Source organism: Pseudonocardia sp. TRM90224 (genome assembly GCF_021245725.1).
Taxonomy (GTDB): Bacteria; Actinomycetota; Actinomycetes; order Mycobacteriales; family Pseudonocardiaceae; genus Pseudonocardia.
On the sequence record NZ_JAJGSX010000032.1, the window covers coordinates 77243 to 103626 of the forward strand.

22 protein-coding genes and 1 pseudogene are annotated in these 26384 nt (G+C 70.1%); 13 read left to right on the top strand and 10 right to left on the bottom strand.

Going from position 1 to position 26384, the window contains the following annotated elements:
* Positions 1–3 precede the first annotated feature (3 nt).
* The 7 genes from LL648_RS32195 to LL648_RS32225 all read left to right on the top strand — a co-directional run bounded on the left by LL648_RS32195 (position 4) and on the right by LL648_RS32225 (position 8103).
* A complete protein-coding gene (locus LL648_RS32195) occupies positions 4–981 on the top strand; it encodes a PDR/VanB family oxidoreductase (protein WP_232666559.1) in 978 nt (325 codons plus the stop codon).
* Positions 982–1090: 109 nt separating this feature from the next.
* On the top strand, positions 1091–2452 hold the full coding sequence (locus tag LL648_RS32200) for an MFS transporter (RefSeq protein WP_232666560.1): 1362 nt from the start codon (positions 1091–1093) through the stop codon (positions 2450–2452).
* A complete protein-coding gene (locus LL648_RS32205) occupies positions 2449–4398 on the top strand; it encodes a primary-amine oxidase (protein WP_232666561.1) in 1950 nt (649 codons plus the stop codon). The genes LL648_RS32200 and LL648_RS32205 overlap by 4 nt, the downstream gene beginning before the upstream one ends.
* Positions 4391–5797 carry an APC family permease gene (locus LL648_RS32210; RefSeq protein ID WP_232666562.1) on the top strand — a complete coding sequence of 469 codons (1407 nt, stop codon included), beginning with the start codon at positions 4391–4393 and terminating at the stop codon, positions 5795–5797. Before LL648_RS32205 ends, LL648_RS32210 begins: the two co-directional genes overlap by 8 nt.
* Positions 5794–6897 (top strand): mandelate racemase/muconate lactonizing enzyme family protein, encoded by a 1104-nt coding sequence (locus LL648_RS32215; protein ID WP_232666563.1) that lies wholly within the window; start codon positions 5794–5796, stop codon positions 6895–6897. The genes LL648_RS32210 and LL648_RS32215 overlap by 4 nt, the downstream gene beginning before the upstream one ends.
* Before the next feature lie 46 nt (positions 6898–6943).
* Positions 6944–7795, top strand: coding sequence for a catechol 1,2-dioxygenase (gene catA, locus LL648_RS32220; protein ID WP_232666564.1), 852 nt, complete (start codon positions 6944–6946; stop codon positions 7793–7795).
* Positions 7792–8103 (top strand): muconolactone Delta-isomerase family protein, encoded by a 312-nt coding sequence (locus LL648_RS32225; RefSeq protein ID WP_232666565.1) that lies wholly within the window; start codon positions 7792–7794, stop codon positions 8101–8103. Before catA ends, LL648_RS32225 begins: the two co-directional genes overlap by 4 nt.
* Positions 8104–8507: 404 nt before the next feature.
* Here the strand turns inward: LL648_RS32225 and LL648_RS32230 are convergent.
* From LL648_RS32230 to LL648_RS32245, 4 genes and pseudogenes are all read right to left on the bottom strand, one after another.
* Positions 8508–8633, bottom strand: a pseudogene (locus LL648_RS32230) (IS630 family transposase); the annotation flags it as partial.
* A gap of 42 nt (positions 8634–8675) precedes the next feature.
* The gene (locus LL648_RS32235) at positions 8676–10445 is read right to left on the bottom strand and encodes an ABC transporter ATP-binding protein (RefSeq protein ID WP_232666566.1); all 1770 of its coding nucleotides are present in this window, start codon (positions 10443–10445) and stop codon (positions 8676–8678) included.
* Positions 10442–12220, bottom strand: a complete 1779-nt coding sequence (locus LL648_RS32240; RefSeq protein ID WP_232666567.1) for an ABC transporter ATP-binding protein — start codon at positions 12218–12220, stop codon at positions 10442–10444. The genes LL648_RS32235 and LL648_RS32240 overlap by 4 nt, the downstream gene beginning before the upstream one ends.
* Positions 12217–13407, bottom strand: a complete 1191-nt coding sequence (locus LL648_RS32245; RefSeq protein WP_232666568.1) for an MFS transporter — start codon at positions 13405–13407, stop codon at positions 12217–12219. Before LL648_RS32245 ends, LL648_RS32240 begins: the two co-directional genes overlap by 4 nt.
* 223 nt (positions 13408–13630) lie before the next feature.
* On the opposite strand from LL648_RS32245, the gene LL648_RS32250 reads away from it, so the two are divergent.
* Complete coding sequence (locus LL648_RS32250) at positions 13631–14281, top strand: TetR/AcrR family transcriptional regulator (protein WP_232666569.1); 651 nt, start codon at positions 13631–13633, stop codon at positions 14279–14281.
* A 665-nt stretch (positions 14282–14946) separates the two neighbouring features.
* On the opposite strand, the gene LL648_RS32255 is transcribed toward LL648_RS32250, so the two are convergent.
* From LL648_RS32255 to LL648_RS32270, 4 genes are all read right to left on the bottom strand, one after another.
* Positions 14947–15585 (bottom strand): AmiS/UreI family transporter, encoded by a 639-nt coding sequence (locus LL648_RS32255; RefSeq protein ID WP_232666570.1) that lies wholly within the window; start codon positions 15583–15585, stop codon positions 14947–14949.
* 64 nt (positions 15586–15649) lie between these two features.
* Complete coding sequence (fmdA, locus tag LL648_RS32260; RefSeq protein ID WP_232666571.1) at positions 15650–16903, bottom strand: formamidase; 1254 nt, start codon at positions 16901–16903, stop codon at positions 15650–15652.
* Between the two features lie 98 nt (positions 16904–17001).
* Positions 17002–17283: an FmdB family zinc ribbon protein gene (locus LL648_RS32265; protein ID WP_232666572.1), complete on the bottom strand. Its 282-nt coding sequence runs from the start codon at positions 17281–17283 to the stop codon at positions 17002–17004.
* A 64-nt stretch (positions 17284–17347) separates the two neighbouring features.
* On the bottom strand, positions 17348–18445 hold the full coding sequence (locus LL648_RS32270; RefSeq protein ID WP_374112142.1) for a substrate-binding domain-containing protein: 1098 nt from the start codon (positions 18443–18445) through the stop codon (positions 17348–17350).
* A gap of 64 nt (positions 18446–18509) precedes the next feature.
* On the opposite strand from LL648_RS32270, the gene LL648_RS32275 reads away from it, so the two are divergent.
* Positions 18510–18989, top strand: coding sequence for a MarR family winged helix-turn-helix transcriptional regulator (locus tag LL648_RS32275; RefSeq protein WP_232666573.1), 480 nt, complete (start codon positions 18510–18512; stop codon positions 18987–18989).
* A gap of 565 nt (positions 18990–19554) precedes the next feature.
* Here the strand turns inward: LL648_RS32275 and LL648_RS32280 are convergent.
* Entirely contained in the window at positions 19555–20172 is a 618-nt protein-coding gene (locus tag LL648_RS32280) for a TetR/AcrR family transcriptional regulator (RefSeq protein WP_232666574.1), read from the bottom strand.
* A gap of 101 nt (positions 20173–20273) precedes the next feature.
* Here LL648_RS32280 and LL648_RS32285 point away from each other — a divergent pair, with 101 nt between their 5' ends.
* The 4 genes from LL648_RS32285 to LL648_RS32300 all read left to right on the top strand — a co-directional run bounded on the left by LL648_RS32285 (position 20274) and on the right by LL648_RS32300 (position 24864).
* Positions 20274–22499, top strand: coding sequence for an MMPL family transporter (locus tag LL648_RS32285; RefSeq protein WP_232666575.1), 2226 nt, complete (start codon positions 20274–20276; stop codon positions 22497–22499).
* Between the two features lie 192 nt (positions 22500–22691).
* Complete coding sequence (locus LL648_RS32290; protein ID WP_232666576.1) at positions 22692–22946, top strand: hypothetical protein; 255 nt, start codon at positions 22692–22694, stop codon at positions 22944–22946.
* 250 nt (positions 22947–23196) lie between these two features.
* Complete coding sequence (locus LL648_RS32295) at positions 23197–23670, top strand: hypothetical protein (protein ID WP_232666577.1); 474 nt, start codon at positions 23197–23199, stop codon at positions 23668–23670.
* Positions 23671–24174: 504 nt separating this feature from the next.
* Positions 24175–24864, top strand: a complete 690-nt coding sequence (locus LL648_RS32300) for a hypothetical protein (RefSeq protein WP_232666578.1) — start codon at positions 24175–24177, stop codon at positions 24862–24864.
* A gap of 412 nt (positions 24865–25276) precedes the next feature.
* Here LL648_RS32300 and LL648_RS32305 read toward each other — a convergent pair whose 3' ends face one another.
* Positions 25277–25507 (bottom strand): hypothetical protein, encoded by a 231-nt coding sequence (locus tag LL648_RS32305; protein WP_232666579.1) that lies wholly within the window; start codon positions 25505–25507, stop codon positions 25277–25279.
* Positions 25508–26384: the final 877 nt, after the last annotated feature.

The window sequence follows — 26384 nt, forward strand, 5'->3', positions numbered from 1 at the left end:
TCGATGACGATGACGGTGACGAACACGGCAACCGTCGCGGTCCGCGTCAGCGAGGTCGTCGAGGAGGCGGCCGGGATTCGGAGCCTGCGGCTGGTCACCACCGACGGATCGCCGCTGGGGCCGTACGAGGCCGGCGCGCACGTCGACGTCGTCGGCCCGACGGGGGTGCTGCGCCAGTACTCGCTTTGCGGGCCACCCGACGACGCCGCATCGCTGCTGATCGCGGTCAAGAAGGAGCCGGGCTCCCGCGGCGGCTCGGCCGCCCTGCACCAGGTGCAGGTCGGCGACACCCTGCAGATCGGGGCGCCGCGCAACCTGCTCACCGTGGCCGCGGACGCCGACCGGCACCTCCTGGTCGCCGGCGGCATCGGAGTGACGCCGCTGCTCAGCATGGCCTACGAGCTGCATCGACACGGCGCGGACTTCGCCCTGCACTACTTCGCCCGCTCCCGCGACGAGGCAGCCTTCGCCGACCTCCTGGAGCACCGCGCGGACTTCCGGGACCGGGTCCACCTGCACTTCGGGGTGCCACGCGCCGACCAGCCCGGCCTGCTGCAGGCCTGCGCCGCCGGCCTGGGACCGGTCAGCCGCGTGTACACGTGCGGCCCGGACGGGTTCATGGACCAGGTCGTCGCCACGCTCGCGCCGATCGTCGGCGCGGACAACGTGCACGTCGAGCACTTCGTGGCGGCCGAGATCGACACCTCCGCCGACCAGGCCTTCGTCGTCGAGCTCGACACGGGCGAGGAGTTCGAGGTCCCCGCCGACCGTTCGATCCTGTCCGTCCTCGAGGAGAACGGGATCGAGGTCTTCACCTCCTGCCAGGAGGGCGTCTGCGGCTCGTGCGTGTCGGGCGTCCTCGACGGCGTGCCGGACCACCGCGACAGCTGCCTGTCCGCGGCCGACCGGGCGGCGGGCGACCAGATCGCGCTGTGCGTCTCCCGCGCCCGCAGTCCCCGCCTCGTGATCGAACTCTACTGACGCGCTCCACCACCGCCCGTTCGATCGGAGAACCAATGAGCGAGCTTACGAGCGAATCATCGACACAGCGCCTTCGCGAAGCGTCGACCGAGCGCAGCGAGGGAGTGCGATGAGCTCCTCCACCGACGCCGTACCCGACCCCGGGACGCTCGCCGCCGCCGTCCGGGACGGGCGGATGAACCGCAGGGCCTGGATCGTCACGGCCCTGCTCGTGGCCTTCCAGATCATTGCCTTCGCCGACAAGGCCGTGTTGGGCCTGGTCGCCGGGCTGGCCATGCCCGAGCTGGGCCTCTCGGCGGTCCAGTTCGGGTTCATCGGCAGTGCGTTCTTCTTCCTCTACTCCGTGGTGTCGTTCGGGGTGGGGATCCTGTCGCGACGGGTCCGGTCGAGCTGGATCCTGCTCGCGATGGGGGTGTTCTGGGCCCTCGTGCAGTTCCCGATGCTGCTCGGCGGCGGTGCGGCGATCCTGCTCGTCACCCGGATCCTGCTCGGGGGCGCCGAGGGACCGGCGACCGCGATGTCGTTGACATCCGTGCACGGCTGGTTCGCCCCCTCGGATCGGGCGCTGCCCAGCAACATCGTCGCCGCGGGATCGGCACTCGGTCCGGTCGTCGCCGCACCGGCGCTCGCCTGGGTCATCGTCGAGTTCGGCTGGCGCTGGGCGTTCGGCTTGCTCGGAATCGTCGGGCTCGTGTGGTCGCTCGCCTGGCTGCTCCTCGGGTCGGACGGGCCGTTCGCCGGGCACCGACCGGCCGAGCGGTCGGCGCCGGCGGAGCCGACGACGGTCATCCCGGTGCGCACCCTCCTGCTGAGCAGCACGTTCGCCGCGGCCGTGATCGGCGGGTTCGGCAACTTCTGGACCCAGGGCTTCCTCACGACGTGGTCCCCGCAGTACCTCACCGGCGTGATCGGGCTGTCGCTCAGCGAGGTCGGCGTCGTCTCGACCCTGCCGTGGCTCTTCGGTGCCGGCCTGCTGCTCGGGCTCGGTGTGCTGGGCCGGCGGCTGATGCTCGGCGGCGGCAGCGTGCGCTCGGCCATTGCCGTGCCGTTCGGCGTCGCCGCCGCGGTCGCTGCGGCCGCGTTCCTGCTGCTCCCGGCGACGAGCGGGGCGCTCGCCGTGGTGCTGCTGACGGTCGCGGCCGGCTGCAGCCTCATCTACCCGATGCTGCCGAGCGCGCTGGCCTTCGCCGTAGCGCCGCAGCAGCGCGGCCTGGTCATGGCGGTGCTGGGCGGGATCGCGTCCGTCGGCGCGATCTGCTCGCCGTTCGTGATCGGGGTGCTGATGGAGGCGGCGGGCTACCGGGCAGCGGCCGCCGGGCAGCAGCGCACGCCCGACATGGTCGCGAACATGGCCGCCGGCCTGGACCACGGCTTCCTCCTCACCGGCGGCGTCCTCGCGCTGGCCGCACTGGCGACGCTGCTGTTCCTGCGTCCCGACCGCACAACTGCCACCAAGGAGTCGCTCCGATGACGCAGACCATCGATGCACCGACCGCGCACCCGCTCGGTCTCCTGACGGCCGACGAGATCATCCGGACCCGGCGGATCCTCGTCGACGCCGGCCTGCTGCCCGACACCGCCCGGGTGGTCTACCTGGGGCTGGAGGAGCCCGCCAAGGACGTGCTGGACGGACCCGAGCGGGTGGCCCGCGTCCTCCTGCACGACACGGCCAGCGCCGAAGGGCGCGACGTCCGCGTCGGCATCGCCGGGGGCTCGGTGCTCGGCGAGCGCCTCCTCGATCCCGTCGCGGACGGGCAGCTGCCGGTGCTCGACGAGGAGTTCGAGCTGGTCGAGGAGGTACTGGCCCGCGACGAGCGCTGGCTCGCGGCACTGGCGGCGCGCGGACTGGACGTCGCGCAGGTCCGGGTCGCCCCGCTCTCGGCCGGCGTCTTCGGCTACCCGGAGGAGACGGGACGGCGGATCCTGCGCGGGCTCGCGTTCGTCCAGGAGCACCCGCGCGATCACGCCTGGGGACGCCCCGTCGACGGCCTCGTCGGCTACGTCGACGTGGTGGCGCGCACGGCGACCCAGGTGATCGACATCGGGGCGGTCCCGGTCCCGGCCGAGCCCGCCAACTACGACGACGTCGCCGTGACCGGGCCACTGCGCACCTCGCAGAAACCGATCGAGATCACCCAGCCCGACGGGCCGTCGTTCACGATGACCGGCAACCTCCTGGAGTGGGAGAACTGGTCGCTGCGCATCGGGTTCGACGCCCGGGAGGGCCTGGTGCTGCACCAGGTCGCCTTCCGCGACGGCGAGCGGCACCGGCCGATCGTCCACCGGGCCTCGATCTCGGAGATGGTGGTCCCGTACGCCGACCCGTCCCCCGTCCGCAGCTGGCAGAACTACTTCGACACCGGCGAGTACATGATCGGGCGCTACGCCAACGCGCTCGAGCTCGGCTGCGACTGCGTCGGCGACATCACCTACCTCGACGCCGTGCTCGCCGACGAGTTCGGCCACCCGCGGGTGCTGCCGAACGCGATCTGCCTGCACGAAGAGGACTTCGGGATCCTCTGGAAGCACACCGATCTGTGGGCGGGATCCGCCGAGACCCGGCGGCAGCGCCGCATGGTGATCTCGTTCTTCACCACGATCGGCAACTACGACTACGGCTTCTACTGGTACCTCTACCTCGACGGCACCATCGAGTGCGAGGTCAAGGCCACGGGTGTCGTGTTCACCTCGGCATACCCCGGCCCTGACTACGACGGCAAGCCAGAGGGCGGCAACCCGTACGCCTCCCAGCTGGCGCCCGGTCTTGGCGCCCCCTACCACCAGCACCTGTTCAGCGCCCGCCTGGACATGGCGGTCGACGGCGCGGCCAACCTCGTCGAGGAGGTGGAGGTCCAGCGCGTCCCGATGGGTCACGGCAACCCGCGGGGCAACGCCTTCACTCAGCGGCGGACGCCGCTGCGGCGCGAGTCCGCGGCCCAGCGCATGGCCGACCCCCGTGCGGGCCGCGTCTGGCACGTCACCAACCCCGGCTCGCGCAACCGGCTCGGCGACCCGGTCGCCTACGCCCTGATGCCCGAGGGCAACCCCGAGCTCCTCGCCGACGACGCGTCCTCGATCCACAGCCGCGCCACGTTCGCGAGCAAGCATCTCTGGGTCACCCGCTTCGACCCCGCGCAGCGCTACGCGGCAGGCGACTTCGTCAACCAGCACGCCGGCGGTGCGGGGCTGCCCGCCTACGTCGCCGGTGACCGCGACATCGACGGCCAGGACCTCGTCGTCTGGCACACCTTCGGCCTCACCCACTTCCCGCGGCCCGAGGACTGGCCGATCATGCCCGTCGACTCGTGCGGCTTCACGCTCAAACCGGTCGGCTTCTTCGACCGCAACCCCGCGCTCGACGTCCCCCGCACCCGCAGCGCCCACTGCTCGGCCGTTCCCGGAGGAAACCATGACTGAGCAGGCCACCGACCGTGCACACACGCTACGCGGCTCGATCGGCGTCGCCGGGATCGTCTTCCTCGTCGTCGCCGGCGCAGCCCCGCTCACCGCGATCGGCGGTGCGTTGCCCGTCATGCTGGCCATCGGCAACGGTCCCGGCGTGCCGATGGCGTTCCTCGTCGTCGCCGTCGTCCTGCTGGTCTTCAGCGTGGGCTACGCGGCGATGAGCCACCACGTCGTCGACGCCGGCGCCTTCTACGCCTACGTCACCCGCGGGCTGGGTGCGCGGCTCGGGCTCGGCGCGGCCGGCCTCGCGCTGCTGGCCTACACCGCGATCCAGGCGGCGATCTACGGGCTGGCCACGACGACGCTGCAGGGCCTGATCACGAAGTACGGCGGGCCGGAGATCCCGTGGTGGGTCCTCGGCGCGGCCCTGATCGCCGTCGTCGGGGTGCTCGGCTACCGCAGCATCGACCTGGGGGCCAGGGTGCTCGGGGTCGTGCTGGTCGTCGAGATCGCCGTCGTCGTCGTGCTCGCGGTCACCATCCTGGCCAAGGGTGGCCCGGCGGGGTACGCCGCCACCTCGTTCTCCTTCTCGACGTTCTTCCAGGGCGACGGCACCGGCATCGCGGTGATGTTCGCGGTCGCGAGCTTCGTCGGGTTCGAGGCCACCGCGATCTACGGCGAGGAGGCGCGCGAGCCCCGGCGCACGATCCCGCGCGCCACCTACATCGCGGTGATCCTGATCGGGGTGTTCTACGCGATCGCCAGCTGGACGATCGTCGTGGCCTACGGACCCGACCAGGTCCAGGCCGCAGCGCAGGCCGACACCGCGGGTCTGGTCTTCGCCGCCGCTGCCCAGTATGTGGCGCCGGTGTTCGCCGACGTGATGGCCGTCCTGCTGCTCACGAGCCTCTTCGCCGCGCTGCTCGCGTTCCACAACGCCATCTCCCGCTACCTCTACGCGCTCGGCCGCCAGGGCGTCGGACCGGAGGCGCTCGCCCGCACGCACGAGCGGCACGGCTCGCCCTACGTGGGATCGGCGACCCAGAGCGCGTCGGCCGCCGTGCTGCTCGGCCTCTTCGCCGTCGCCGGTGCTGACCCGGTGCGGACGCTTTTCACCTGGATGTCCGGCGTCGCGACCGTCAGCATCCTGCTCCTGATGATGCTCACCGCGATGGCGATCCTGGTCTTCTTCGCCCGCAACCGCGTGGACGGACGGGTGTGGAACACGCGGGTCGCGCCGGTGCTCGGGCTGGTCGGGATCGCGGTGGTGACCGCGCTCGTGCTCATGAACTTCACGACGCTGATCAGCGGCTCGGTCGTGCTCGCCGCGACCCTGCTCGCCGTCGTCGGAGCGGCGTTCCTCGGCGGAGTGCTGATCGCCGGGTCCGCCCGGATCGGTGCCTCGGAATGAAGATCGTCAGCATCGAGGCGATCCCGTTCGCGATCCCCTACCGCAAGCCGATGCGCTTCGCCAGCGGCGAGGTGCACACTGCCGATCACGTGCTCGTCCGCGCGCACACCGACGACGGGGTGATCGGCGTCGCCGAGGCACCGCCACGGCCCTACACCTACGGCGAGACACAGACCTCGATCCTGGCGGTGATCGAGCAGGTGTTCGCCCCGGAGCTGGTCGGACTGTCACTGCTCGACCGCGAGGTCGCGCGGGCCCGCCTGGAGCGCACCGTGGGCAACCCGACGGCGAAGGCGGCGCTGGACATGGCGCTGTGGGACGCGCTGGGCCGCACCCTCGAGCTGCCGGTGACGCAGCTGCTCGGCGGCTTCGCCGACCGCATGCGGGTCACGCACATGGTCGGGTTCGCGCCAGACGACGAGATGGTGGCCGAAGCCGAGCGCGTCCGCGACGAGCACGGCATCACCACCTTCAAGGTCAAGGTCGGGCGGCGGCCGGTGGCCCTCGACGTCCGCGCATGCCGCGCCCTGCGCACGGCCCTCGGGCCTGACGTCGAGCTCTACGTCGACGGCAACCGCGGCTGGACACCGTCGGAGGCGGCCGGCGCCCTGCGCGCCATGGCCGACCTCGACCTGACCCTCGCCGAGGAGCTCTGCCCCGCCGACGACGTGCTCGGCCGCCGCTGGCTCGTCGCGCAGACGACCGTCCCGACCGTCGCCGACGAGAGCGCCACCACGCCCGGCGAGGTCACGCGCGAACTGCTCGGCGGCTCCGCGACCATGATCAGCATCAAGACCGCCCGCACCGGCTTCAGCACGTCGCAGCGCGTTCTGCACCAGGCCGAGGGTCTCGGCGTCGAGGTCGTCATGGGCAACCAGGTCGACGGCCAGATCGGCACCGCCTGCTCGGTCGCCTTCGGCGCAGCCCACCGGCACAGCTCGTACCGGGCCGGTGAACTGTCCAACTTCCTCGGCATGACCGACGACCTGCTCACCGAGCCGCTGGAGATCGTCGCCGGCGAGCTCGCCGTCCGGCCGGGCCCCGGCCTCGGCATCGAGATCGACCCGGACAAGCTCGCGCACTACCGCCAGGACTGCTGACCAGCGCCTTCCCGAACTGCACCGACACGTGAGGAGACCCATCGCCATGACCACCACCGCCGACCCCAACCCCACGGCCGCCGACTCCGGCCGTTCGGCGACCGCGACGTTCGCGAAAAAGGAGCGCGACGCGGCGCCCGTCGACAGCGCCCGCGTGGACACCGTCGCCCGCGCCGCACTCGCCGCGCTGCACGACGTCATCCGCGAGCACGAGCTCACCTACGCCGAGTACGACGCCCTCAAGGCGTGGCTGATCCGCGTCGGGGAGGACGGCGAGTGGCCCCTGTTCCTCGACGTGTTCGTCGAGCACGTCGTCGAGGAGGTCGGCACCGCCGACCGCCGGGGCGCGGTGGGCACCATCGAGGGCCCCTACCACGTGCCCGGAGCCCCGGAGTTCGCCGGCGAGGCGACCCTCCCGATGCGCGACGGCGAGCCGGGCACGCCGCTGCGGTTCCGGGGGACCGTCACCGATCTCGACGGCAACCCGATCGAGGGCGCGACCGTCGACCTCTGGCAGGCCGACGCCGACGGCTACTACTCGCAGTTCGCCCCGGGCATCCCCGAGTGGAACCTGCGCGGCACGATCCGCACCGGCAGCAACGGCCGGTACACGTTCCACACCGTGCAACCCGCCCCGTACCAGATCCCTACCGACGGAGCCACCGGCGCGCTCATCTCCGCAGCCGGCTGGCACGCCTGGCGGCCCGCGCACCTGCACCTGAAGGTCTCGGCGCCGGATCGCCTCCCGGTCACCAGCCAGCTGTACTTCGACGGCGGCGACCACATCGCCGACGACGTGGCACAGGCGGTCAAGCCCGCGCTGATCCTGCGGCCCACACCCGTCACGTCCGGCCGCGGGGTCGAGGTCACCTACGACTTCCGGCTGGACCCGGCATGACCGAGCTCTACGCGGTGCGGATGGACGTCGCGCTCCCACCGGACATGGACCCGGTCGAGCGCGCCGACCTCCTCGCCCGCGAGAAGACCTACTCCCAGCAATGGCAGCGCTCAGGACACTGGCGCCACATCTGGAGATGCGCAGGCCAATACGCCAACCTCAGCGTCTTCGCCGTCGACGGGAACCAGCAGCTCCACGAGATCCTTTGGGGTCTCCCACTGTTCCCCCACATGACGATCGGCATCACCCCGCTGGCCACGCACCCCTCCGACCTCGCCGCGGCCCACGACGTCCCGCAACTCCCCTGACCAGCCTTCGCGGACCGGCGGGCACCCGGAACACCCGCGTCCCGCGCCGCCCGGATCGACACACCGGATCACGTCATCGCACCGCTGATCGTGGTCGATCGGTCGGCGAGAACCCGCTCGATCCAGGCCGCTGCGCGCAATGCGACCAGCTCGGACTGCGCGATCACCTGGATCCCCCGGGGCAGCCCGCCCGTGCTGCGCAGCCCGGGCACGGTCGCGGCGGCGAGCCCGAGCGCCTGCCACGCCCGGCTGAGGATCGGATCCCCTGTTGCCGCGAGACCTCGTGGTGCCGCGCCCGGCGCCGCTGCACCGACGAGCACGTCGTAGTGCGACAGCAGCTGTCCGATGTCGCGGCGGACCCGGTCGATCGTCGATCGTGCTGCTTCGTAGTCGTCGACCGACGTGCTCGGTTTCCAGCTGTCCTGTCGATGTGGCGCCAGACCGAACGCCCGCCAGATCCGTGAGATCGCCGACTGCGACATCCCCAACGCCGCAGCCGGCGACCGGGTCGACCAGTGGGACGAGGTTGGACCACTCCCACCCGCGGCGCATCCGGCTGGCCGGATCGAGGATCATCCTGGGTCGATGCCGGCGGATCCGTGTTGGTCGGCCAGGAGCAGCCGGTAGGCGCTCGAGCCCGTAGCGAGGTCGTCGTGGGTGCCCTCGGCCACCACGACACCGCGGTCCAGGAGGGCCACCCGGTCGGCTCGGCGGATCGTCGAGAGCCGGTGGGCGATCACGAGCGTGGTCCGGGTGCCCCGCAATGCCTCCATGCTCTCGTGCAGGGCACGCTCGCTATCGTTGTCCAAACTGGACACCGCCTCGTCGAGGACCAGTACGGGAGCCTGGGTGAGCAGTGCTCGCGCGATGGCGATGCGCTGACGTTGCCCGCCTGACAGCTGCGCTCCGCGCTCGCCGCAGCGCGTGTCGTAGCCGTCGGGCAGCGCGCTGATGAACGCGTGCGCGCCGACGATCCGAGCGACGCTCTCGATCTCGGCCTCGGTCGCCTCGGGGCGGCCGAGGCGGATGTTGCCCGCGATCGTGTCGTCGAAGAGGTAGATGTCCTGGGGGACGAGGGAGACGGTGCGGCGCAGGTTGTCGGTCGCGATGTCCCGCACGTCGACTCCACCGATCCGCACGGCACCTGCGGTGGTGTCCCAGAACCGCAGGAGCAGGTGCGCGCAGGTGCTCTTGCCGGCGCCGGACCGCCCGACCAGCGCGACCGTCTCGCCCCGAGCGATCCGCAGGGACAGCCCGCGGAGCACGTCCTCGGCGTGCCCGGGATAGCTGAACCGGACGTTGTCGATCTCGACGGTGGGAACGTCCGCGCTGAACCGACGCGGCGTAGCCGGCTCGGCGACGTGCGCGGGATAGCCGATGATGGCCAGGACGCGGGCCGCTGCGGCGCGGACGTCGCCGAGGGTGCGGGCCGTGGCGGAGACCGTGGCGAGCGGGGCCAGTGCCGAGGTGCCCAGCACGATCACCACCGGCAGCCATGGCAGCGCCAGCGCGCCCGCCACGGCCTGCGACCCGGCGACGGCGGCGAGCACGAGGAGGCCGAGACCGAGCAGGAGTTCCGTGCTGACGAGCTCGACGCCGGCCCGGCGCGCGTACCGGCGGTGCGCGCCGGCGAGCTCCTCGCCGCGGGCCAGCACGCGCTCGACGTAGTCGGCGCCACGCCTGGCCAACGCCAACTCCCGAATGCCCTGAATGACGTCCGTGGTCTCGCCGGCGACGTCCCCGCGCGTTGCGCGCAGTCTCGCCCCCTGTTGCCCGGCCTTCCGGGCGAGCGCGGCGGGCACCGCGGCGACCAGCACCATCAGGACGGCCATCACGAGCGCGCAGAGCGGGTTGAGCACAGCGACGGTGACGAGCGCCCCGATCGAGACGAGCGTGGCGCCGACGTAGTCGGCGGCGGTGTGCGCGAAGAACATCTCCGTCGCGCCGACGTCGTTCTTGGCGATCTCGGCGAGGTCGCCGGTGCGCCGGCCCAGTAGCCGGCCAGGGGTGGCGCGGGCGATGCCCTCGACGATGCGGACGCGCAAGTCCTTGAGCAGGCGGTACGCCCAGTCGTGGGCGATGCTCGTCTGCCAGAGCTGGGCGATCCCGGCGACGGCAACGGCGAACCCGATCCCGACGAGCAACGCGCCTGCGGCGCCGCCCTGCTCCGTGACGAGCGTGCCGACGGCGTACGCGGTCAGCGCGGGCAGGACGGCGACGGTGGCGTAGTAGAGCAGGCCCGACACGATCACCAGGCCGAACACGACAGGCCGTGAGGCCATGTAGGGCAGGAGCTTCCAGAGCGGTCGTTCGATGGAATCGGTTGTCGTTGCGGTCGTCACAGCGTTGCTCCGGACTGGATGAGGCGGTGGTAGGTGCCGCCACTTGCGAGCAGGGACTCGTGGGTGCCGCGCTCGACGACGCGGCCGTCGTCGAGCACGACGATCTCGTCGGCGTCGCGAACCGTCGACATCCGGTGGGCGACGACCAGCACGGCGCGATCGTGCGCCAAGTTGGTGATGGCGCTGTGAACGGCCTGCTCGGTCCGGCCGTCCAGTGCAGCGGTGGCCTCGTCGAGGACGAGCACGGCCGGTTGGACGAGCAGGGCCCGCGCGATCGCGATGCGTTGGCGTTGGCCCCCGCTGAGGTTGGTGCCCCGTTCGGACACCGGGGTGTCGAGGCCGTCGGGCATGGCGGCGATGTCAGCGGCGAGGCCGGCGGCGGCTGCCGCGGATTCCACCTCGTCGACGGTCGCGTCCGGGACGGCCAGCGCGATGTTCTCGCGCAGCGTGCCGGGGAACAAGTGCGTGTCCTGGCTGACCACGGCGACGTGGCGCCACCAGTCGGCGGTGGCCAGGTCACGCAGGTCGTGGCCGTCGACGCGGACCCGCCCGCTCGTCGGGTCGGCCAGGCGCAGGATCAGCGAGACGAGCGTGCTCTTGCCGGATCCGGACGGGCCGACCAACCCGACCGTGCGTCCCCTGCACAGCTCCAGGGTCACACCGGAGAGGGCGTCCTCGGCACGGTCGGGGTAGGCGAACGAGACATCCTCCAGGCTCACCCGTGATGGTGGGATCGGCAGCGTGCTGGCGTGCTCCTCCTCGAGCAGCGACGAGCGCTCGGCGAGGAATGCGTCGAGCTTGGCCGCGGCCATCGAGGCACCGAAGGTCGCGTGCAGGTATTGCCTGGCCTCGTCCACGGGGATGAACGCGACGAGCACGATGAACACAACGGCCAGCGCTGCGGCCGCCGATATCCGACCGTCGGCGGCGAGGAACCCGGCTCGCACGACCACTACGGCACCGGCGCCCGCGATCGCCCAGCGGGTGGCCAGTGCCTGGGTGAAGAGCGCGTTGAGGGTCCGCATGCTGGCGCGGCGGACCCGTTCGGCCTGGGCTGCGAGCCGGTCCCGCACGCGCTCGGTTGCCCCGAACGCCTTGGCGGTCGGCATCCCCTGCACCGCCTCGACGAAAGTGCCGTCCATGGCCGCGATGTCAGTGAAGACCTCGTCGTGCCCCTTCCGGCCGATCCGGTTCCAGATCGGTCCGGCGGTCTGCACGATCACCAGTGCGACGGCTATCAGCAGGCCGCTGAGCGGGTCGACGACCCCGATCGCGAGCGCTGCCAGCAGCGGTCCGACCCAGGAGAGCAACTGGCCCGGACGTCCTCGGGCCACCGCAACCTCCAGTGCCGAGGCACCATCGACGAGTGTGGCCGCGACCGTCCCGCTCGGCCGGGTTGCGACGTAGGAAGGGCCCAGCACGAGCAGGTGCTCCAGCAGCAGCCGACGCGTGCTCGCCGTCACGCGGTGCGCAGTGGACTGCGCGATCGACTCGGCTACCCACAACAGGATCGCCCGCCCGAGCACCATGGCGGCGGCCAGCCACAGCCCCCACGATGCGGACTCCCATGCCTGCCCGGTCAGCGCGGCCGCGACGAGCACGGCCAGGCCGACCGCTTGCAGCAAGCGCGTCACCACGACGGCGGTGCCGACGATCACGGCGGCGACCTGTCGGGAACGCACGCTGCGATTGGCGTGCTGCAGCACGCTCGGTGGGCCCGGCGGCGCGGCAGCCCGCTGCCCACGTCGTTTCGTGGATGGTGCGGTGATGGTCATGAGCGCTCCTTGCGTGTTGCAGGTGTGTCTGCGACCGGGTGACTGCGCAGCCAGCGCGTGGTGATCGCCGTGCCCACCAGGGCGAGCACCGCCGCTGCGGCGACCACCGCGGGGAAGCCGGCGGCAGCTGCCAGGCCCAGCCCCACCGACGTCGCGCCGAGCCGTATCACGCCAACCACGGCGAGCTGCAGCGTGAGGTCGGTGGCCGCCGAGGACGGGCGGGTCAGATCCATGGAGATCGTGTAGATGCAGACGAGACAGCCCGTGTAAGCCACGTACCCGATCAGGACGGCCACCGCGTCGATCGGCACGGCCGTGCCGCCCAGGGAAAGAGGCAGGAGCAACGCCAGTGCCACAGCCCAGGCTCCGCCGACGATGGCCGCGGCCCGGCGCCGGCCCAACCGGCTGACGAGCCCACCCGCCCCGAACGCCGCCGCGAGGCACGCGACGCCGCTCAGGGTGCCCGATACCAGTGCGATCTCGCCGAGATTCCAGTGCGCGGCGAGCATCATCGGCGTCAGCACCCCGGTCCCGAGGAAGCCGCCAAGCATGAACATCGGCATGACGAGCAGAGCCCACGCGCCGGTGCGCGGCTGCCGCAACAGCGATGCGATTTCACTGAAGGGCATCCCGTGCGCTGCCGCGGTCGTGGTGTCCGGTTCGGCCACGAACACCAGCACTCCGAACGGCACGAGGTACAGGGTCGCCAACACCACGACCGTCACGCTCCAGCCCGCGTGGGCGTAGAGCAGTAGCGCCCCGCCCGAGCCGAGCACGATCGAGAGGCCGGCCATCCCGGACTGGATGGCATTGCCCACCCCGCGATCCCGTGCCGGCAGCAGCCGCACGGCCAGCCCGCCCATCGCGGTGTCATGAAGCGCCGACACGGCCAGACCAGCCGTCGCCAGCGCCAGCACCGCGGGCATGTTCAGCACCGGGTCGAGCGGGGCCATTGCGAGCCAGACGAGCACGAGTACCAGTTGGGTTGTCACCAACCAGCCGCGATAGCGACCGAGACGGCCGAAGCCGACGCGATCCACGAGCGGCCCCACGAGGAACCGGCCGACGTACAGCAGCCCGAGCAGGTTGATCAGCGAGAGCTGTTCGAGGGGGATTCCGCTCTGCAGCAGGATCGTGCTCAGCGCCCCGAAGAAGAACGAGTAGCCGATGTCGGCGACCAGGTACATGGCCGCGATGACCGCGAAACGCCGCCGCCGTGACGGCTCGACCAGCGGCTCGGTCGACGTCCCACCCAACCCGACGGCACCCGTCGCCATGCGCTACCTCCCTCTGACTGACCGACAGTCAGTTTATTGAAAACAGTTATCGCTTACAAGTGATCCCGACCACGTGGCCGATGAGGACACAATGAGCGGTGTCAACGGGTGCGACGAAGAGGAAGGACATCGCGTGGGGCAGCGCACGGAGGCACCGGAACGGCGCCGCAGCGATCTACTGGACGCTGCGCTGCAGATCGTGCTGGACAAGGGCGTCACCGGGTTGACCGTCGACGACGTGACCGTCGGCGCAAAGGTCGCCAAAGGCACCTTCTACCTGTACTTCCGGTCCAAGGACCAACTTCTCGGCGCGCTGCAGGACCGCTTCGTCGACGACCTGGCCGCCCGGCAGCAGGCGGAGCTGGACCGGCTCGCCACCGACGACTGGATGGGCCGCCTGCTGCATTGGATGGAGTCCAGCATCCGCGGCTACCTTGCGCACGCCGAACTCCACGACGCCCTGTTCCTGCATCCCAGTGGGACCGACGACGGGGGGAATCGCCGCGCCAAGCACGGGCACGCGGCCGACCCCGCGATGAACAGGCACGCGGCCGGACTCGCAAGCATCCTGGACGCCGGAGCCGCGGCAGGGGCCTTCACCCTCGCCGACCCGCATGCCGCCGCAGTGCTGCTCTACAACACGATGCACGGCACTGCCGACTACCTCGTCGAGCAGACCAACCACGCCGGATCAGGCAGTACGGCCGCGCACCTCGTCGACGCCGTGATCGTCGAGTGCTTCAACCTCTGCCGACGCTACGTCGACGCGGAACGAGCCGGCTGACGGTGGTCACCGAACGGGGCCGATCGATCCGTGCCCAGAGGGCCAGCCGCGCGACGCGGCGCGGCGCGGCGCGTGGACGTCACACCCGGGTTGGACGTGCGGCGACACCGGACCCGAGGTGACCTCACGACGGCAGGTCGGCGGTGATCGACGTCGACGTCTGCGGACGGCCGAGCCCGAGGAACCTTCTGCTCGGCTGACTGGCCGTTTGCGGAGCGCACGACGGGTGGCAGCAAGGCCTGGTAGTTGTTCAGGTCGGTGGCCGGCCGCGCGAGGTCGGCGGCGAGCGTGGGTGTTGGTCGAGCAGCTCGTCGAACACGCTCACGGGGCCTCCTGCTGGGGTTGACGCGCACATCGCCTTCGCAGGCTCGTTGGTCCGGCGCCCGGTTGGTCTGGTCGAGGCTCTGAGGTGATATCGAGGTTGCCCGCGGCAAGGCCTACGTGATCCCTCGAAGAATCGCTGCCGGGTATTGACCGGATCGGCATTGTTGGTGGCCGGGACAAGCCGTTCTACTCAGGCAAGCGCGCCTTCACCATTTGCACGAGCTGATCGTCTGGTTCGGGTTGGCCAGTTCCTCGACGCGACGGCTCGGCGAACTGCTCTCATCCATCAGACGGGACACCCGACCTGGGGCAACCCCAGATCCGGGGACGCCTGACGGCTCTCAAGCCGGGACGTGCTGGCCGCCAGGGGCGGTCGGTGCGATCGGCGAAGGGCCTGACCTCAGCCGGACGTAGAGCGCGGCGTAGGCAACGACACCGAACACCGCGAGCACGATCGCCACGACGGTCGCGAGATCGCCGTAGCTGCCGGTGAGCAGCAAGAACGCCGGCAGCCACGCTGTCACCCAGCCCTGGGTCGCGCAGACCGCGCCGGTGTAGCGCGACAGGCTCTCGACCTTGCGGCCCAGCACGAGGAAGAACAGCAACCACAGGAACGCCCAGTGCAGCCAGATCACGCCGAAGCCGGGATCGGCGAGGCGGAAGAAGTTCAGCCCCGAGTAGACCAATGCGGAGAGGAAAACGAACAGGCAGAAGTAGCCGAGGCCGGTGCCGTCGAGGTCGAAGGTCAGGTTGAGCCCGACGTAGAGGTAGGTGAAGGCGAACAGGTACAGCCCGGCGGCGGACAGGATCGTGTCCGCGTCGCCGTTGGCGGTGAAGATCAGGTAGGTCGGCGTGATGATCTGCAGTGCGCCGACGAAGAAGTTGATCGGTGCCGCCGACTTCGCGTCGACCCAGCCCAGCAGCATGACGCCGTTGATGAACAGCACCGCCCCGACGAACAGGAGCCCGACAGATCCCATGGGTTCCGACCTTTCCGATCGCGGGCGGAGCGGGGACCTGACCGGCCCCGCTCCGCAGTGAGGGTCAGGCCGCCGACCTCGGCACGCCCATGCCCGGGTCGATCTGGTGCGGGCCGTCCTTGCCCGGCCGGACGTTGAAGTCGAAGATCTCGGTCGGGAGGTAGACCGTCGAGCACGAGTTCGGGATGTCGACCACGCCCGAGAGCCGGCCCTCGATCGGCGCGGCACCCAGGATCATGTAGGCCTGGATGTCGCTGTAGCCGAACTTCTGCAGGTAGTCGATCGCGTGCAGACAGGCCCGCTGGTAGCTCAGGTGCGAGTCCAGGTAGCGCTGCTCGCCACCGAGCGTCACCGACGTGCCGGAGAAGGCGAGCCACTCGCTGTACTGCGGATCGGTGCGGCCGGGCATGAACACCGCGTTCTCGGCGACCCCATAGGTGTCCATGCCGCCCTTGATCAGGTCGACGTGCAGGTCCATGAACCCGCCCATCTCGATCGCGCCGCAGAACGTGATCTCGCCGTCGCCCTGCGAGAAATGCAGGTCGCCCATCGAGAGCTTCGCGTCGTCGACGAACACGGGGTAGAAGATCCGCGAGCCCTTGGTGAGGTTCTTGATGTCCTGGTTGCCGCCGTTCTCCCGCGGTGGGGCGGTGCGGGCGGCCTCTCGGGCGACCCGGTCGAACTCGTCGCCCGAGAGGCTGCCGAGGATCGCCGAATCGGGCAGCGGCGGCAGTGCGAGCGGCGGCACCCGGTTCGGGTCGGTGGCGATGAGCGCACCCTCACGGGCGTTCCACTTCGCCAACAGGGCCGCCGACGGCGCGGTGCCCATCAGCCCGGGGTGCACGATGCCGGTGAACGCCACGCTCGGCACGTGCCGCGAGGTCGCGACGCCACCGCGGAAGTCCCAGATCACCTTGTAGGCATCGGGGAACTGCTCGGTGAGGAACCCGCCGCCGTTGCGGGTGGCGAAGACGCCGGTGTAGCCCCAGCCCTGGCCGGCGAGCGGGCCGGAGTCCTCCTGCGGGATCGGCCCGACGTCGAGGATGTCGACGATCAGCAGGTCACCGGGCTGGGCGCCCTCGACGGCGATCGGGCCGCTCAGCACGTGGACGCCGGGCAGCGGCGCATTGAGGATGTCGTCGGCGGAGTCGTCGTTGTGGATCGCGCCGTCGAACCACTCGCGGCAGTGCACGCGGAACGAGTCACCCGGCTTCACCCGCACGAGCGCCGGGATGTCGGGGTGCCAGCGATTGTGCCCGACGATGCGCTGCTCGGTGAACTTCTTCATCGAATCGAGGGGGAACACGACCTCGGGCATGGCGAACTCCTCATCTGGGAACAGCACGAATCGACGCCCGCTGCGGGGCGAGGACCGGGTCGGGAACGTTCCGAGGGCCGATGTGCCGGCCCGGGTCGTCAGGGGCGCGGCAGCCTGGCGGTGCGGGGATCCGGTCGGCGCCCGCGGGTGCGCGGCTCCGTCGGGATGGAGGAGACGACGGGCGGCTCGAAGCGCGAGGCCTCGGTCCGGTCGAGCACGGCCATGCGCCCGCGGTCGGCGAGTCCCAGCATCGGCGCGGTGATCATCCGTGCGGACGGCCCGCCGCAGGCCGGGCAGTCGATCGTCTCGGGCGCCGTGCCGATCGGACGGCGGACGTCGACAGGACCGTCCGCACCACACCTGTAGGTGTACGTCGCCATCTGACACCCCTCAGAGGAAATATTTTCTTAGGAAAGTACTCGGGGGTACCTTGGGTGTCAACGGTCACAGCTGCTGGATGACGTCCCAGAACAGCCCGTCGGCCGCGGCGAGGAAAACCCGTTGCCGCAAGTGCCGGTCGCGCAGCTCGACGGTGCCGCGCGGGGACTCGTAGGACAGGCCCTCCGCGACGGCCGTCATCGGGCGCACAGCGACGGAGCCGGCGCGGCGCATGAGCTCGGTGAGCAGCCGAACACCCTCGTAGCACGACTCGCCGAGGCTGTTGAGAACCGGCGCGTCCGGGCCGAACCGGCGGAAGTAGGTGGAGGCGAAATCCAGCCCGGACGTCGTGGCGAGGTCCTCGAAGTAGCCGGCCGACGTCATCAGCCCGCGCGTGTTGTAGGCACCAGAGGCGAGCAGCACGTTCTCGTCGATCAACGAGCTGAACCGCAGCACGTCGCGGTCCAGGCCGGTGGCACTGAACGCGCGGTTGAACTCGACCGCGTCATCACCGATGAGCAGCATCAGCACGGCCTCGCAGCCGCTGGCCTCGACGCGGCGCAGCACGCCGGAGAAGTCGACGGTGCCGAGCGGGACGTACATCTCGTCGCAGACCGTGCCACCGATCCGCCGCAGGTAGTGGTGCGCTGCTCGGGCGGAGCGGCGGGGCCAGACGTAGTCGTCGCCGACGATCGTCCAGCGCCGGACGCCGATCGACTCGGCGAACCAGCCCAGCGCCGGACCGAGCTGCAGATCCGGCGTCTCGCCGGTGAGGAACACCCCTGGCCTGCTCTCGCCACCCTCGTAGAGCGCGGTGTAGGCGTAGGGCACGCGGCCGTCGATCCGGGGCGCGACGACCTCCCGCACGGCCGAGATGTGCCACCCGGTGACGGCCTCGACCGCGCCCGCCCGGATCAGCGCGTCGACATCCTTGGCGACGATGTCAGGTGCGGCACCGCCGTCGACCGGCACGAGGTTCAGCTCGCGCCCGAGCACACCGCCCTCGGCGTTGATCTCCTCCATGGCAAGCGCCGCGCAGCTCTCGCAAGAGGGCCCGAAGATGCCGGCCGGGCCCTGCAGCGGGATCACCAGCGCCATGTTGAGGACATCGCGCCCGCGCAGCGGCGGCACCGTGAGGTGCTTCGGCGTCGCGACCAGAGCCATGGCGACACGCTAGTCACGCGCCGCACGAATCGAGTTACTCCAATCGTAGGGATAACATTCGACGATGGCGGCGCCTCCGGACCGAACGACGCTGGTCAGCGACGAGTCCTTGCGCCTGTTGTCCCTGGTGGAGCGCAAGCTCACCCAGCGCCTCGACGATGCGCTCAAAGCGCACGGTTCAGGGATCGATCAATGGCGGATCCTGGCACTACTCGTCCAGCAGGGCGGCTGCCCGATGAACGTGGTGGCCGATCACACGATGATGCTGGCCCCGAAGCTCAGCAAGCTCGTCGACCGGATGGTCTCTGCCAACCTGGTGCTGCGCCGAGCGGATGATCAGGATCGCCGCCGGGTGCTGATCGTCGCCTCCGAGCGTGGCCGCGCCGCCCTCGCGACGTGGGACGCCGCGTCGGTCGATGTCCAGCAGCAGTTCCAGGCGATCCTCGGCCCCGACGCCGGCCTGCTCGACGATCTGTTGCGCAGGCTCGCCGACGGGCTGCGGCCGGACTCGGTCAGCCCGGCCGCCACCCGGGCCGAGGACTGATCCTGCTCGGCCGCGATCGGATGACCGAACTCGCGCCGTACAGCCGAGCCCGACCCCCAGTCCACCCGGTCCGACCCAAAGGAACTCCGGACGGTCGCCGTCGCCGTACTGGATCCGAGGCCGGCCACGGCCCCTGCCCGGTCCACTCCCCCGCTTCGGACGACCAACGGCCCCGCGGCGGTCATGCTCGCACTGAAGCACCCGGACGCCGCTCCGACCCCTGGACCCGTTCAGCGAGCTCGTCGCGGTACTCCCGCGGTGTGTCACCACGATCTGACCGGGCAACACCATCTATCGCGAGCCCGCCAATGGCGGCCGCCCGCACGCGTTCATCGATTGGGACCTGACCGGGCCCGGTCGCCGCATCGAAGACCTCGGCCACGTGTGCTGGACCTGGCTTGACCTCGACCCACAGATCACCGACCTCGCGGAAGTAGGGCAACCGGCTAAGGTGGTTCGCATCGGTACGGACTGCCGATGGCGTCGGCATCGAGATGAACCGCAAGGTCGTTCGATCATGTCCAGACCGCGCTGAGGTTCATCTCGATGCACGGGCGAGGCGTCGTCAGTCGATCTCGTCCATCCGGGCGAGGTAGCCGGCCACAGCGGCCTTCATCTCGCGGGTCAGCGCGTTGCGCTCCGCGCCGTCGGCCGCGACGACGGGTCCCATCATCGCTTTGACGATCTGGACGGCGACCAGTGCCGCCCGTTCCCGGTCCGCTGTGGGAAGCGATGGGGCGCGGACGGCGAGGACGGCCGCGACCCGGCCGATCACGGCGTCCTGCAGCGGGCGGGTCGCCTCGGCGAGCCTGGCGGGCATGTCGGTGTTGCCGAACAGCGCTTTCCCGCCAGGATTGGCGACGTTGAACGCGACGAGCGGGTCGATCATGCGGTTAACGAGTTCGACGAGCGGGAGGGACGCCACCGCGTCGGCGTCGAAGGCGGATCCGTGCGCGCTGCGCAGGCCTTCGATCATCCGCGTCGACAGCGCCTCGGCGATCGCCTCCTTGTTCCAGAAGAACTGGTAGAGCGAGCCGGGTGACATGCCGGCCCGCGCTGCGATCGCGTTGGTCGACGTCGCCTCGTAGCCGTTCTCGGCGAACAGTGCAAGCGCGGCGTCGAGGATCTCGCTGATCCGCTTCTCACCGCGTGCCTGTCGCCGGACCGGGCGTGCCTCGATCACGTGACCTCCTTGACGAATACGAGTCGGTGCTCGTATTTTCGGTCAAACACGGGCATTCGCTCGTGTTTTGGACGGTAGCAGGACCGGGAGCGTTCCCTCGCATGTCACCTCTGCAGTTGCTGGGCGCCTGTGCGGCGCAGCATCGGCGCACGATCCTGCTCGTCGGGGCGGTGGTGATGGTTCTGTTCGCAGTGGTCGGGGCCGGCGCGCCGAACGCGCTCGTCCTGAGCCGCTGGGAAGCACCGGGGAGCGAGTCGGTGCAGGTCCAGGATGTGCTGGCGCGCGACTTCGGGACGGGGAAGGCGAACTTCATCCTGCTGGTGACGGCCCAGCGGGGATCGGTGGACGACCCCGCGGTCGCGGAGGCCGCCGCCGCGGTCGCTGCTGATCTGCGACGCGACCAGCTGGTGGCCGACGTGTGGTCCTACTGGTCACGATCGGGCGACCCGACCATGCGCAGCAGGGACGGGGACCAGGCCGTGATCCTCGCCCACCTCACCGGTGACGCCACCACCGTTCGCGGCGCGATCCACGACCGGCTGCTGTCGACCTTCACCCGGGGCGAGGCGACGATCTCCGTGCGCGTCGCAGGCTCCGAGCCGATCTCCACGCAGGTGAGCGAGCTGGCCACGGCCGACTTCCTGCGCGCCGAGCTGCTCATCCTCCCGCTCATCCTCATCCTGCTCGTCGTGTTGTTCCGTCGGGTTCGGCTGGCTTTGCTGACGCTCGGGGTCGGCCTGTTCTCGGTGTTCGGCACGCTCGCCTCGCTGCGCGGGCTCGCAGCAGTGACCGAGGTGTCGACCTTCGCGGCGAACATCACGCTGGTCATGGGCATCGGTCTGGGCGTCGATTACAGCTTGTTCGTCATCGCCCGGTTCCGCGAGGAGCTGCTCGCCGGCGCGACGACCGCCGACGCGGTCGCCAGCACCGTGCGTGCGGCCGGCCGGACGGTCGTGTTCAGCGGGCTCACCGTCGCGGCATCGCTCTCGGTGATGCTGGTCTTCCCGTTCCCGTTCTTGCGCTCGTTCGCCTACGCCGGGGTGATCGTCGTGCTCATGGCCGTGATCGGCGCGGTCGTGCTGCTGCCCGCTGCACTGGCGGTGTTGGGCCGGCGGGCGTTGCGCCGAGGGACACCCGCGCGGTCCGTCGCCGACGAGAGCGGGTTCTGGTACCGATTCGGCGCGCAGGTGATGCGCCGACCGCTGCCGTTCATGCTCGCGGGCCTGCTCGTCGTCGCGCTGCTGGCGGCGCCGGTCGCAGGGCTGCGGATCGGGCTGCCCGACGACCGCGTGCTGCCGCCGACCGCATCCACCCGCCAGGTGTACGACGACCTGCGGGCAGGCTTCGCGGAGGAGGCCCACGACGCGATCCACATCGTGTCGACGACAGGTACGGGGGCCTCTCACGATGCTGTCGCCGCCTATGCGGCTCGACTGTCCACCGTGGCGGGCATCGCGCAGGTCAACTCCGGGGCGGGGATCTTCGCGGCGGGGGTCCGGGTGCGCGACACCGCTGATCCTCGGCGGTACGCGAGTCCGTCCGGGCTTCGACTGGAGGTCGTGCCGACGCGGGACGTGCTGGCCGGAACCGAGGTCGGTGTGCTGGTCGACCACGTGCGGGCGGTGCCGGCCCCGTTTGCGGACGCGCGGTTCGGCGGCTTTCCCGCAGAGCTGACCGACCTGCGTGCCGAGCTGCTCGCCCGGGTCCCGGTTGTCGCGATCCTGATCCTGCTGATCACCTTTGTCGTGTTGCTCGTGATGTCGGGCAGCCTCCTGATCCCGGTCAAGGCGACCGTGCTCAACCTGCTGAGCCTCGCGGTGATGTTCGGTGTGCTGGTCGCCGGTTTCCAGGACGGTGGGCTGGCGGGCCTGCTCGGATTCACCCCGATCGGCACCCTCGATCCGGCCTTCCCCATCCTCATGTTCTGCGTCGCCTACGGACTCTCGATGGACTACGAGGTGTTCATGCTCTCCCGCATCAAGGAGCGCTTCGAGGTCACCGGTGACGCCGACCGTGCCGTGCTGGAAGGTCTGCAACGCAGCGCCCCACTGGTCACGGCCGCAGCCGGCGTCCTCGCGCTGTCGTTCGCCCTTTACGCCACCGGGCAGGTGATGTACCTGCAGATGATCGGCATCGGAACGGCCGTGGCCATCGTCGTGGACGCCACGATCATCAGAGCCGTCCTGGTGCCCTCCTTGATGCGAATGGCCGGTCGGGCCAACTGGTGGGCGCCCCGGGTGATGCGGCCGCTCCTGGCACGGCTCGACCCCCACCGCGTGGCGCCGGTGGCAGCGCCTGTTCGGCGGACCCCGCAGACGTCGTGGTGACGTCTCACATGGCATGACCCCTGTGAATCGCGCATCATGCTGCGCCTGCTGTCGCGGCCTCGGTGTCCGCGTAGAGCTCACGCGATCCGTACACGACGCACTGGACGCGCCGGCCCCGCGCGTGCGGAGCACCTCGGCTCGTTACCCGCCGAGGACCGCCGTGTCGTACAGCGCACGGCAGCGGGTGGGCCAGTGCTCGCCGATCCGCAGCTCCGGCGTGCAGCATGGCGACTGGCCGCCCGTTACGTCGATCGAATGACTCATTACCGCGGCCTCGTGCTGATCGGCGGCGGGTTGATCCTCGCAGTCGAGATGACGGCGGCAGTCGTCACTTCAGTCTGGTGGTACTGGCTCGCCGCCGCGTTGCTCTTGCTTATGGTTGCCGGCTATTTCGGGTCGCTACGGCGCACGCGGTGGCGGGTGGACCTGCTCGCTGGTCGACGCTGAAGGTCGAACACACCTTCGCCTGGCTGACCGCGCCAGCGCCGCCTGGCGGGACTACGAAGGCGATTCCGCCGTACCCAAGCGCATGATCCGGACGTCGTGGGCGACGGTGGCATCCGGTCGGGTTCGCTCGCGCTACGGTGCCGTGGTGAGCAACTCGTCCGATCCACGGGGTGATGGCGACCGCTCCGCCGACCATCCGCCCGAGGGACGGGACGATGTCAGCTCAACCGCCCCGCAGCGGGGTCGAGCGGTGCGTCCCCGAACCGTGATCGTGGCGGTGGTCCTTCTCATCGCCGGCGCGCTGCCGTTCCTCGTCTACGGGGCCTACCTCCTGGTGACCGCCGTGCCCGTGCCGCCTCGCAAGCCACCCTGGGACGCGTACAGCACGGGGTTCGCACACGACATGGCCGTGCTGATGCGGGTCGTGGTCGTCGTCGTGATGGGCGCTGCTCTGCTCTACGTCGTGGCCGCGGTGTTCGCTTTCCTCGGGCGCTGGGGTGCCCGGATCGCGCTGACGATCATGACGATCATCTTCACGCTGCCGCTGTTCTGGGCGATATCGATCGCGGCGTCGCGGACCTCGGGTCTGGTTGTGATCCCCGTCGTGTTACTGGGGCTCTCGGTCGGGGGAACAGTGCTGCTATTTACACCCGCCGCCGCGCGCTTCATCAACGGTGGACGGCCCCGGCCCCGGCTGCGGGAGTGGGCCACCGGACCGATCTGATCCCGCCTCGCGGGCGTGCGCCCCTTCCTCGCCACGATCCGTCGACGCGGTGACGTGTGAAGATCCGTCCACGCACTCATGTTTGGCAACAGTGCGCCGGCATCTCGGTGCAGGTCCGCAATGGCGCCGAACCTGCCCGGTTGGGACCTGTCTCGGCACGGCGGCGCCCGTCGTCTTCGCCGATGGCGGGTTCGCCACTGCCTCGTGGACTGGGCCGGACGATCCTTGCGACCACGCTGCAGATTGCGTGTATGCCCCGCTGACCAGCGCGGGTTCGCCGTGATCCCGCGACGGTGGGCGGTCGGGCGCCTCCTCGTCCGACTCACCGTGCACCCGCCGGGACTACGAACGCGACCACGCCCATTCCGTGGCCATGATCCGCTGGGCTGCCATCAACATCATCACCCAGCGGATCGCCCGCGGAGGTCCCACCACTCGCCGGCAACGGCGGACATCCACCACTATCGGTTGGCCTCCTCAAACACGTTCTCATACGATACTCGTGTGTCTGAGCGAGTGGCGTATCTCGCCATACGAGGGTTTGGGGCACTCAGCCTCGCTGTCGGGATCGCCAGCCTGATTATGTTTCCGGCTCAATGGTCGAACGTGACAGCGGGTTCCTCAGCGCCGGTCTGCACCTCGACGTCTCTGGCGGAGGAGGCCTGCCTCAGGCACGTCCCGGGCCGGATCGCAGAAACCCGAGGCGGCGGCTGGAAGATTCGGCACCACTTCGTCCCGATTCACACCTCCGAGCAGGATGCTTGGGTTCACCTGCCCGACGACGACGTCCAACCAGTGCCTGCCGCGACCCGGGAACTGATCTCGGGCGTCGACGTAACGGCACTTTATTGGAAGGATGACCCGGTCGCGTTCGAGACATCCCACGGCCGAGTGGTACCGGACGGCGCCGATCTGCACTCCCGGACCAACTTCCTCTGGGGTGGTCTGATTGGCGTGTGCCTTGGCGGGATCGCCTGGTTCACACCGAACACCGATAGACGCCGCAAGGCCGACATGCCACCTCCGCGATGGCTCGTAATCGCCAACAGGACGTTTCTGGTGGGCTTGTTGGCTGGTGGTGGGACGATCTTCGCCACGAACGAACAGGCGAAGCTGATCACGTTCGGGGTCGTCGGGACGGCCGTAGGTTTATTAGTGACAGCTAGGGCCTCAGCGGCAAGCTCGGCGAAATGACACGCCGCGAACCTACTACTTCCGTTGCTACTCGCCCACCCGGTCGCGCTGACCGAGCTGGTCCGCGTCGCCGGAGCGCGCTGCGAGATCACGGGCGGTGAACTGGCAACCATTCGGCAGGTGCGAGTAGCTTGTGCTTGATTCGCGTCATTCCTCCGGTCCCCCGTGAGCCGGCTGCTCGAGATCCTGCTCGATCGCCGCCGACGAGGCGAAGCCGGCCCGCCGCCGCGCTTCAGCCTCTGTCGTCATGGCCGGCCCATTTGCGACTGGACGGCTGGCCGCGCCGGGGGAACCTCTGTGCACGGCCCCAACCGGCCGCGCGGGTTTCTCGATCCCCTCCGTAGGAACCCGGCGGATGGTGGGGCGGCTCGATCGTCGAGCCGCCCCACCATCGCAGAACCCTGCGATGCCCTCAGCCCGCGAGGCGCTCGGCGAGCATCTGCTTGCCCGCTTCGGCGCCCTTACGGCTCTCGCCCTGCGCCCGGCGGAAGAACTCGGCGAGCGCGTCGTCGCCGTCACGCTCGGCGTCCTGCGCGTATTGCTCCATCCGCAGCGCGTTGCTGAGGCACTGCTCGGTAAACCAGATCAGGTTGTAGTCCTTGTCCTTCGTACCGGTCACCTGGCCGGTCTCGGTCGTGGACACCTTGCCTCCTCGTGTGGGTCGTTCGTCGTTGCCTGGCGCCTCCGAGTACCCGGCTCACGACCGAACCCACGTGCGAAGCGGGATCGCGGCAGGGAGCGCACGCTGTCCGAGGTATAGGGGGCCACTTCGCCGGGCACGGAGCCAGTACCGTTATCCGCATTCTCGGCTGCCGGTGCCGCGGCATCCGAACTGGAGGCCGCGGCCACCGCTGTTCTGATCAGAACAGGCCGAGAGCGTGTAGGTCGGTCCCGATGATGTACGCGGTGTCGACGATGACCACCGTGAGCAGAGCACCGGCGACTCCCGCGGCATGGGGCGGCGGGCGATGTCGGGGTGGTTCATCGACGTTCTGGGGTTCGTCGCCGCGGGGCTTGAGCAGCGCACCGGGGATCGTCGCAGCCGCGGCCCGTGACCGACGGGCTCGACAAGCTCGCCGTTGGTCCGGTTGAGGCTGGTGGAGGGCTTGCGCGAGGTTGAGGATCGGCGGCTCTCTGCGAGATCCAGTGCTATCTGAACTGGGTCTGTCACCGATCTTGTGGTGCCCGGTGCTCGCGGGCCGTTGGGTGGGATGCGCCTATTGCTCGTTCGTACAGGCTCGCGGACCACCGGGCGTGCGGAGGATCGGTCACATACCGGAAGCCCGCCTCCTCGTAGTACCGCCGCAGCGCGGGGTTGTCGCGGGAGGTCGCCAGCCGCACCAACGGCCAGCCGCGGGCGGCGGCCTTGGCCTGCACCCAGTCGATCAGTGGTAGCCCAGACCGTGACCGCTGGCCGATCGGGCCACGGCCAGTCTGGAGATGTGAGGTGCTACGAAGATCTCGGACCCGGATCCCATAGGATCTAGTCCGGAAGGTGATGCAGGAATGGCAAGGAAATA

Coding starts and splice junctions, on each gene's coding strand:
- LL648_RS32195 (WP_232666559.1), top strand. CDS start 4: ATGACGATGACGGTGACGAACACGGCAACCGTCGCGGTCCGCGTCAGC.
- LL648_RS32200 (WP_232666560.1), top strand. CDS start 1,091: ATGAGCTCCTCCACCGACGCCGTACCCGACCCCGGGACGCTCGCCGCC.
- LL648_RS32205 (WP_232666561.1), top strand. CDS start 2,449: ATGACGCAGACCATCGATGCACCGACCGCGCACCCGCTCGGTCTCCTG.
- LL648_RS32210 (WP_232666562.1), top strand. CDS start 4,391: ATGACTGAGCAGGCCACCGACCGTGCACACACGCTACGCGGCTCGATC.
- LL648_RS32215 (WP_232666563.1), top strand. CDS start 5,794: ATGAAGATCGTCAGCATCGAGGCGATCCCGTTCGCGATCCCCTACCGC.
- catA (WP_232666564.1), top strand. CDS start 6,944: ATGACCACCACCGCCGACCCCAACCCCACGGCCGCCGACTCCGGCCGT.
- LL648_RS32225 (WP_232666565.1), top strand. CDS start 7,792: ATGACCGAGCTCTACGCGGTGCGGATGGACGTCGCGCTCCCACCGGAC.
- LL648_RS32240 (WP_232666567.1), bottom strand. CDS start 12,220: ATGACCATCACCGCACCATCCACGAAACGACGTGGGCAGCGGGCTGCC.
- LL648_RS32245 (WP_232666568.1), bottom strand. CDS start 13,407: ATGTACCTGGTCGCCGACATCGGCTACTCGTTCTTCTTCGGGGCGCTG.
- LL648_RS32255 (WP_232666570.1), bottom strand. CDS start 15,585: ATGGGATCTGTCGGGCTCCTGTTCGTCGGGGCGGTGCTGTTCATCAAC.
- fmdA (WP_232666571.1), bottom strand. CDS start 16,903: ATGCCCGAGGTCGTGTTCCCCCTCGATTCGATGAAGAAGTTCACCGAG.
- LL648_RS32265 (WP_232666572.1), bottom strand. CDS start 17,283: ATGGCGACGTACACCTACAGGTGTGGTGCGGACGGTCCTGTCGACGTC.
- LL648_RS32270 (WP_374112142.1), bottom strand. CDS start 18,445: ATGGCTCTGGTCGCGACGCCGAAGCACCTCACGGTGCCGCCGCTGCGC.
- LL648_RS32275 (WP_232666573.1), top strand. CDS start 18,510: ATGGCGGCGCCTCCGGACCGAACGACGCTGGTCAGCGACGAGTCCTTG.
- LL648_RS32285 (WP_232666575.1), top strand. CDS start 20,274: ATGTCACCTCTGCAGTTGCTGGGCGCCTGTGCGGCGCAGCATCGGCGC.